7 protein-coding genes are annotated in these 6,407 nt (G+C 70.4%); all 7 read left to right on the top strand.

Annotated features, from left to right (window positions below; genetic code table 11):
- Nucleotides 1-180, top strand: a 180-nt coding sequence (locus tag N4G66_RS33730; RefSeq protein ID WP_261708083.1) for a hypothetical protein, incomplete at its 5' end; no start/stop codon positions are given.
- Nucleotides 181-234: 54 nt separating this feature from the next.
- Nucleotides 235-618, top strand: a complete 384-nt coding sequence (locus N4G66_RS33725) for a DUF6193 family natural product biosynthesis protein (protein ID WP_261708082.1) — start codon at nt 235-237, stop codon at nt 616-618.
- Entirely contained in the window at nt 608-991 is a 384-nt protein-coding gene (locus N4G66_RS33720) for a hypothetical protein (protein ID WP_261708081.1), read from the top strand. The genes N4G66_RS33725 and N4G66_RS33720 overlap by 11 nt, the downstream gene beginning before the upstream one ends.
- A 186-nt stretch (nt 992-1,177) precedes the next feature.
- Complete coding sequence (gene rlmN / locus N4G66_RS33715) at nt 1,178-2,284, top strand: 23S rRNA (adenine(2503)-C(2))-methyltransferase RlmN (protein WP_261708080.1); 1,107 nt, start codon at nt 1,178-1,180, stop codon at nt 2,282-2,284.
- Between the two features lie 206 nt (nt 2,285-2,490).
- Complete coding sequence (locus tag N4G66_RS33710; RefSeq protein WP_261708079.1) at nt 2,491-3,585, top strand: thiamine ABC transporter substrate-binding protein; 1,095 nt, start codon at nt 2,491-2,493, stop codon at nt 3,583-3,585.
- 98 nt (nt 3,586-3,683) lie between these two features.
- Nucleotides 3,684-5,282, top strand: coding sequence for an ABC transporter permease (locus tag N4G66_RS33705; RefSeq protein ID WP_261708088.1), 1,599 nt, complete (start codon nt 3,684-3,686; stop codon nt 5,280-5,282).
- On the top strand, nt 5,283-6,338 hold the full coding sequence (locus tag N4G66_RS33700) for an ABC transporter ATP-binding protein (protein ID WP_261708078.1): 1,056 nt from the start codon (nt 5,283-5,285) through the stop codon (nt 6,336-6,338).
- The last annotated feature ends 69 nt before the right edge of the window (nt 6,339-6,407 follow it).

Genomic DNA, 6,407 nt, shown 5'->3' with positions numbered 1-6,407 from the left:
GCGGGCCAGGGCCGGCCCGGTGGCAATGAGGCCGACAGCCACAAGGGCGGGCTCCACTTCTGGACATTGCAGTTGCTTCGCCAGGCGATTCCGTTGGCTGTGTCGGTGCAACTCAGGTGCCGCTCGGTGAGCGGGCCGTCCGGCCTGATCCACGGCAGTCCGACCACCGCCGGCGGGTGACTCTTCAAGGGGCCGGCGTTGACAGGGTGTGGAGCCGGCCTCGATGGTCGGGCCATGGCGATCGATGGCGTGGCCGGAGAGCGCGATCGGGAATGGCGGGCGGCTCTCCACGCCTGGCAGCCGCCGCACAAGGCCGGTGACTGGGCCGGCCCGACGATGTGGCGGTTGCTGCGGTCGGCGGTGGACGAGCCGGTTCTGCGGGCCTTGTTTCCGTGGACGAGCATGAACGAGCTGCATGTGTCGACGACGGGCGACTTCCGCGACTATCGCAGCGAGTCGTTTCCAGCCGTCGCTGCGTCGGCCGGCGGCTTCGTGGTGATGGCGCATCCGTGGGGTCTTGCGCACGTCGTGCTGGAGACCTGGGATCCCGCGGCCGCGTCGGCATGCATGGCGCGTCTGACCGAGGGCCGGTCGGCTGATCCGCAGAATGAGCAATGACCTCCGCAGAGGCGGGGAACGGCGCAAGCCGCTCCTCTGGCTTCTGCTCTCGCTGGTGCCGTGCTTCGGGCTCTTCGCCACCTGGTTCTTGGGAGCCTTCTCCGGTGGCCTGGATGTGAGAGAAACCTGTGAGCTGCTGGAAGGGCAGACGTACGATCCGGCTTACCGGGACGAGAACTGGCAGGAGCCGTCCCGACTGTTCCCGTTGCACAACAAGTGCAACGCGTCGTACGACCTCGTTCCCGTGTGGATCAATCCCACGATCGTCATCCTTGCTGTCGCCACAGCGGGCTGCCTGATCACGGCCGTGGTGATGACCGCGACGTACTCCAGATTGACGCAGCGTCTGCGACGTTCGCCCGAACGCCTCTGAGGCGGCTCACGGCACGTCTCCTTCAAGTACGCGATCTTGGGCCACGTCGGGGACTAGCGGGCGGCCTCCTGGGCCGTCCCTGGGCCGTGCGAGGTCGATCAAGCTGACAGGCGTCACCCGCGGGTGACCGCTCCCACCTCGCTGTGGCCTGGGCCGGTGGTGTTGATCTGCGACACTGGAAGGGTTATGCCGAAGCCCGGAGAACTCACCTTTGTCGCGCCGCGCGGAGCCAAGAAGCCGCCGCGGCACCTTGCCGATCTCACGCCCGCCGAGCGCAAAGAGGCGGTTGCCGCGATCGGCGAGAAGCCGTTTCGTGCCAAGCAGCTCTCACAGCACTACTTCGCCCGGTACGCGCACGACCCCGCCGAGTGGACGGACATCCCGGCCGCCTCGCGCGGCAAGCTCCAGGAGGCGCTGCTTCCCGAGCTGATGACGGTCGTACGGCATCTGTCGACCGACCAGGACACCACCCGCAAGACCCTGTGGCGGCTCTTCGACGGCACGCTCGTCGAGTCCGTGCTGATGCGCTACCCGGACCGGGTGACCATGTGCATCAGCTCGCAGGCGGGCTGCGGGATGAACTGCCCGTTCTGCGCCACCGGACAGGCGGGCCTCGACCGGAACCTGTCGACCGGCGAGATCGTCCACCAGATCGTCGACGGTATGCGGGCGCTCCGGGACGGCGAGATCCCCGGGGGTCCGGCGCGGCTGAGCAACATCGTCTTCATGGGGATGGGTGAGCCGCTCGCCAACTACAAGCGGGTGGTCGGGGCGATCCGGGCCCTCACCGACCCCGAGCCGGACGGGCTCGGGCTCTCGCAGCGCGGTATCACCGTGTCGACGGTCGGGCTGGTCCCCGCCATCAACCGGTTCTCCGACGAGGGCTTCAAGTGCCGCCTCGCGATCTCCCTGCACGCCCCGGACGACGAGCTGCGCGACACCCTCGTCCCCGTGAACACGCGGTGGAAAGTGCGCGAGGTGCTCGACGCCGGATGGGAGTACGCGGCCAAGTCCGGGCGGCGCCTGTCCATCGAGTACGCCCTGATCCGGGACATCAACGACCAGGCGTGGCGTGGTGACCGGCTCGGACGGATGCTCAAGGGCAAGCCCGTGCACGTCAACCTCATCCCGCTGAACCCGACCCCGGGTTCGAAGTGGACCGCCTCGCGGCCCGAGGACGAGAAGGCGTTCGTCGAGGCCATCGCGGCCCATGGCGTGCCGGTGACCGTCCGGGACACCCGTGGCCAGGAGATCGACGGAGCGTGTGGTCAGCTCGCCGCGACCGAGCGGTAGTCTGAACCGGGTCAGTACATCTTCATATTCCGACAGGGGAGCGCCACAGCGCTGAGAGTGCGGGACAGACCGCAGACCCTCTGAACCTCGCCCAGGTCATTCTGGGTAGGAAGTTCGGTCGTTACTCAAGCTGTTGCGCCCTGCCCGGGAACCGCCAGAGGTCCCGGGCGGGGCCGCGTCTCTTCCTGGTCACCCAGGAGGAATCAGTGAGCACCACCACCAGCAGCAGGCGGTTCGCGGTCATCGCCGTCGGGCTCGGCCTCGTCGCGCTGCCCGCGCTGTCCGCGTGCGGCTCGTCCGACGCCGACGGCTCGGGCGATCAGAAGACGATCACGCTCGTCAGCCACGACTCGTGGCTCGTGTCGAAGAGCGTGCTCAAGGACTTCGAGAAGCAGTCCGGCTACAAGGTCCGCGTCCTCATGGACGGCGACGCCGGGCAGGCCGTCAACAAGGCCATCCTGACCAAGGACAACCCGCAGGGCGACGTCTTCTTCGGCGTCGACAACACCCTGCTCTCGCGCGCCCTCGACAACGGACTGTTCCAGCCGTACGCCGCCAAGGGCGCGGACCTGGTCCTGCCCGAGTACCGGACCGACCAGGACAAGCACCGGGTCACGCCGATCGACACGGGCGACATCTGCGTCAACTACGACAAGGCCTACTTCAGCGAGCACAAGCTGGCGCCGCCGCAGTCCTTCGACGACCTGATCAAGCCCGCGTACAAGAATCTCCTCGTCACCGAGAACGCCGCCACGTCCTCGCCCGGCCTCGGCTTCCTGCTCGGGTCCGCCGCGCACTACGGTGACAAGGGCTGGGAGAGCTACTGGAAGAAGCTCAAGGCCAACGGCGTGAAGGTCGTGGACGGCTGGGAGCAGGCGTACAACGACGAGTTCTCGGGGTCCGCCGGCGGCAAGAAGGCCAAGGCCGACCGGCCGCTCGTCGTCTCGTACGCCTCCTCGCCGCCCGCCGAGGTCATCTACGCGAAGCCGAAGCCCGCCACCGCCCCGACCGGGGTCGCGGCCGGCACCTGCTTCCGGCAGGTCGAGTACGCGGGTCTGCTCAGCCACGCCAAGAACGCCGAGGGCGGCAAGGCGTTCCTGGACTTCCTGCTCACCAAGGAGTTCCAGGAGGACATGCCGCTCAACATGTTCGTCTACCCGGTCCGTGAGGGCGCGCAGGTGCCCAAGGAGTTCGCGCAGTTCGGTCCGCAGGCCAAGGATCCCGAGACCCTGGCGCCCGCGAAGATCGCCGCCGACCGAGACCAGTGGGTCAAGTCGTGGACCTCGCTCGTACTGAAGTAGCCGACGGAGCCGACGGGGCCGGAGGGGCCGGCGGAGCGGGCGCGGTCGACGGGACCTCGCGGGACTCGCGCGGGCAGAGCGCCGCGCGGCTCGGGCTGATGGTCCTGCCCGTCGCCTTCTTCGCGGTCTTCTTCGCCTACCCCGTCGCCGCGATCGTCTCGCGCGGGCTCCACGGGGACGGCGGCTGGCAGCCGGCCCGGATCTGGGACGTGGCGACCCGGCCGGACATCCGGCACGTGCTGTGGTTCACCACCTGGCAGGCGCTCGCCTCGACGGCGCTCACACTGCTGGTCGCGCTCCCCGGCGCGTATGTCTTCGCACGCTTCGACTTCAGAGGCAAGCAGATGCTCCGGGCCGTGGTCACGGTGCCCTTCGTGCTGCCGACCGTGGTCGTCGGCACGGCGTTCCTCGCGCTGGTCGGCCGGGGCGGGCTGCTCGACGAGCTGTGGGGCGTACGCCTGGACACCACGGTGTGGGCGATCCTGCTCGCGCATGTCTTCTTCAACTACGCGGTCGTCGTACGGACCGTCGGCGGGCTCTGGTCGCAGCTCGACCCGGGCCAGGAGGAGGCCGCGCGCATGCTCGGCGCCTCGCGCTTGGCTGCGTGGCGCAGGGTGACGCTGCCGGCGCTCGGGCCCGCCGTGGCCGCCGCCGCGCTCATGGTCTTCCTCTTCACCTTCACCTCGTTCGGTGTGGTGCAGATCCTCGGCGGCCCCACCTTCTCGACCCTCGAAGTGGAGATCTACCGGCAGACCTCCGAGATCTTCGACCTCGCGACGGCGGCGGTGCTCACGATCGTCCAGTTCGTGGCGGTGGGCGCGATCCTCGCCGTGCACGCGGCGACCGTCCGCCGACGGGAGACCGCCCTGCGTCTGGTGGCCCCGGAGACGACCGCGCGCCGGCCGCGCGGTGCCGGGCAGTGGACGCTTCTCGCGGGCGTGCTGGCGAGCATCGCGGTGCTCCTCGTGCTGCCGCTCGCGGTCCTCGTCCAGCGGTCCCTCGGCGCACCGGGATTCGGCTACTACCGGGCGCTGGCCGACGACGACGGAGGGGTCTTCCTCGTCGCCCCGATCGAGGCGATCGGCAACTCGCTGGAGTACGCGTTCGCCGCCACCGCCATCGCCGTGCTCATCGGCGGTCTGGCCGCCGCGGCCCTCACCCGGCGCGCCGGTCGTCTCATGCGGGGCTTCGACGCGCTGCTGATGCTGCCGCTGGGCGTTTCCGCGGTGACCGTGGGTTTCGGGTTCCTGATCGCCCTGGACGAGCCGCCGCTGGATCTGCGAGCCAGCTGGATCCTGGTGCCGCTGGCGCAGGCGCTGGTGGGTGTCCCCTTCGTCGTACGGACGATGCTGCCCGTGCTGCGGGCGGTGGACGGGCGGCTGCGGGAGGCCGCGGCCGTGCTCGGGGCGTCGCCGTGGCGGGTGTGGCGCGAGGTCGATCTGCCGATGGTGCGGCGGGCGCTGCTGATCGCGGCCGGGTTCGCCTTCGCCGTCTCCCTCGGGGAGTTCGGGGCGACCGTCTTCATCGCACGGCCCGACAACCCGACGCTGCCGGTCGCCGTGGCCCGGCTGCTCGGGCGCGCGGGCGATCTCAACTACGGCCAGGCCATGGCCCTTTCGACGATTCTGATGGTGGTGTGCGCGGTGGCGCTCTTGCTGCTGGAGCGGGTACGGACCGACCGGACCGGGGAGTTCTAGATGCTGCTGAGCCTGCAGGGCGCGACCGTACGCTTCGGCGGGCGGGCCGTGCTCGACGCCGTCGACCTCGATGTCGCCGAGCACGAGATCGTGTGCGTGCTCGGGCCGAGCGGCAGCGGCAAGTCCACGCTCCTGCGGACGGTGGCCGGACTGCAGCCGCTGGACGCGGGCCGTGTCGTGCTGGACGGGCAGGACCAGGCGGCCGTTCCCGCGCACAAGCGGGGCGTCGGCCTGATGTTCCAGGACCATCAGCTCTTCCCGCAGCGGGACGTGGGCGGCAACGTGGCCTTCGGGCTGCGGATGCGCGGCACGTCGAGGAGCGGACAGGCGGCCCGGGTGGGGGAGTTGCTGGAGCTCGTCGGTCTGCCGGGAGCCCGGGGCCGCGCCGTCGCCTCCCTGTCCGGCGGTGAGCAGCAGCGCGTGGCGCTGGCCCGCGCCCTCGCGCCGCGCCCCCGGCTGCTGATGCTCGACGAACCGCTCGGCCAGCTGGACCGCTCGCTGCGCGAACGGCTGGTCGTCGAACTCCGTGGCCTCTTCGGCGAGTTGGGTACGACGGTGCTCGCCGTCACTCACGACCAGGGAGAGGCCTTCGCGCTCGCGGACCGGGTCGTGGTGATGCGCGACGGGCGGATCGCCCAGTCCGGTACGCCCCTTGAGGTCTGGCAGCATCCCGCGGACGCCTTCGTGGCCCGTTTCCTCGGCTTCGACAACGTGGTCGAGGCGACGGTGAGCGCGGCGGCCGCCGACACCCCGTGGGGCAAGGTCCCGGTGCCGGAGGGCGCCGCCCAGGGGCCCGGCACGCTCCTCGTACGGCCCGCCGGTGTACGGCTCGTGGCCCCGGCGGACGGGTTGCGCTGCACGGTCGCCGCACGCACCTTCCGGGGCACGCACGTCGCTGTACAGCTTCAGCCGGAGGGTGCTCCCGGGCTGGAGGCGGCGTGCGCGCTGCGGGACGCACCGGAGCCCGGGGACGTGGTCGGCGTGGAGTTCGACGCCGACGAGATCGTCGTCCTCGGGGCGCGGTCCGCCAGGGGCCCCGAGGATCACGCCGGTTGACCGAGGCACCCGGACAGCCGTGTGGCCCGCCTCCTCGACGGAGGCGGGCCACACGGTCGTTCAGGATGC

Source organism: Streptomyces rhizosphaerihabitans (assembly GCF_025399795.1).
GTDB lineage: Bacteria > Actinomycetota > Actinomycetes > Streptomycetales > Streptomycetaceae > Streptomyces > Streptomyces rhizosphaerihabitans.
Note: the sequence above shows the minus strand (reverse complement) of the source record. Positions and strands in the feature narration are given on the sequence as shown.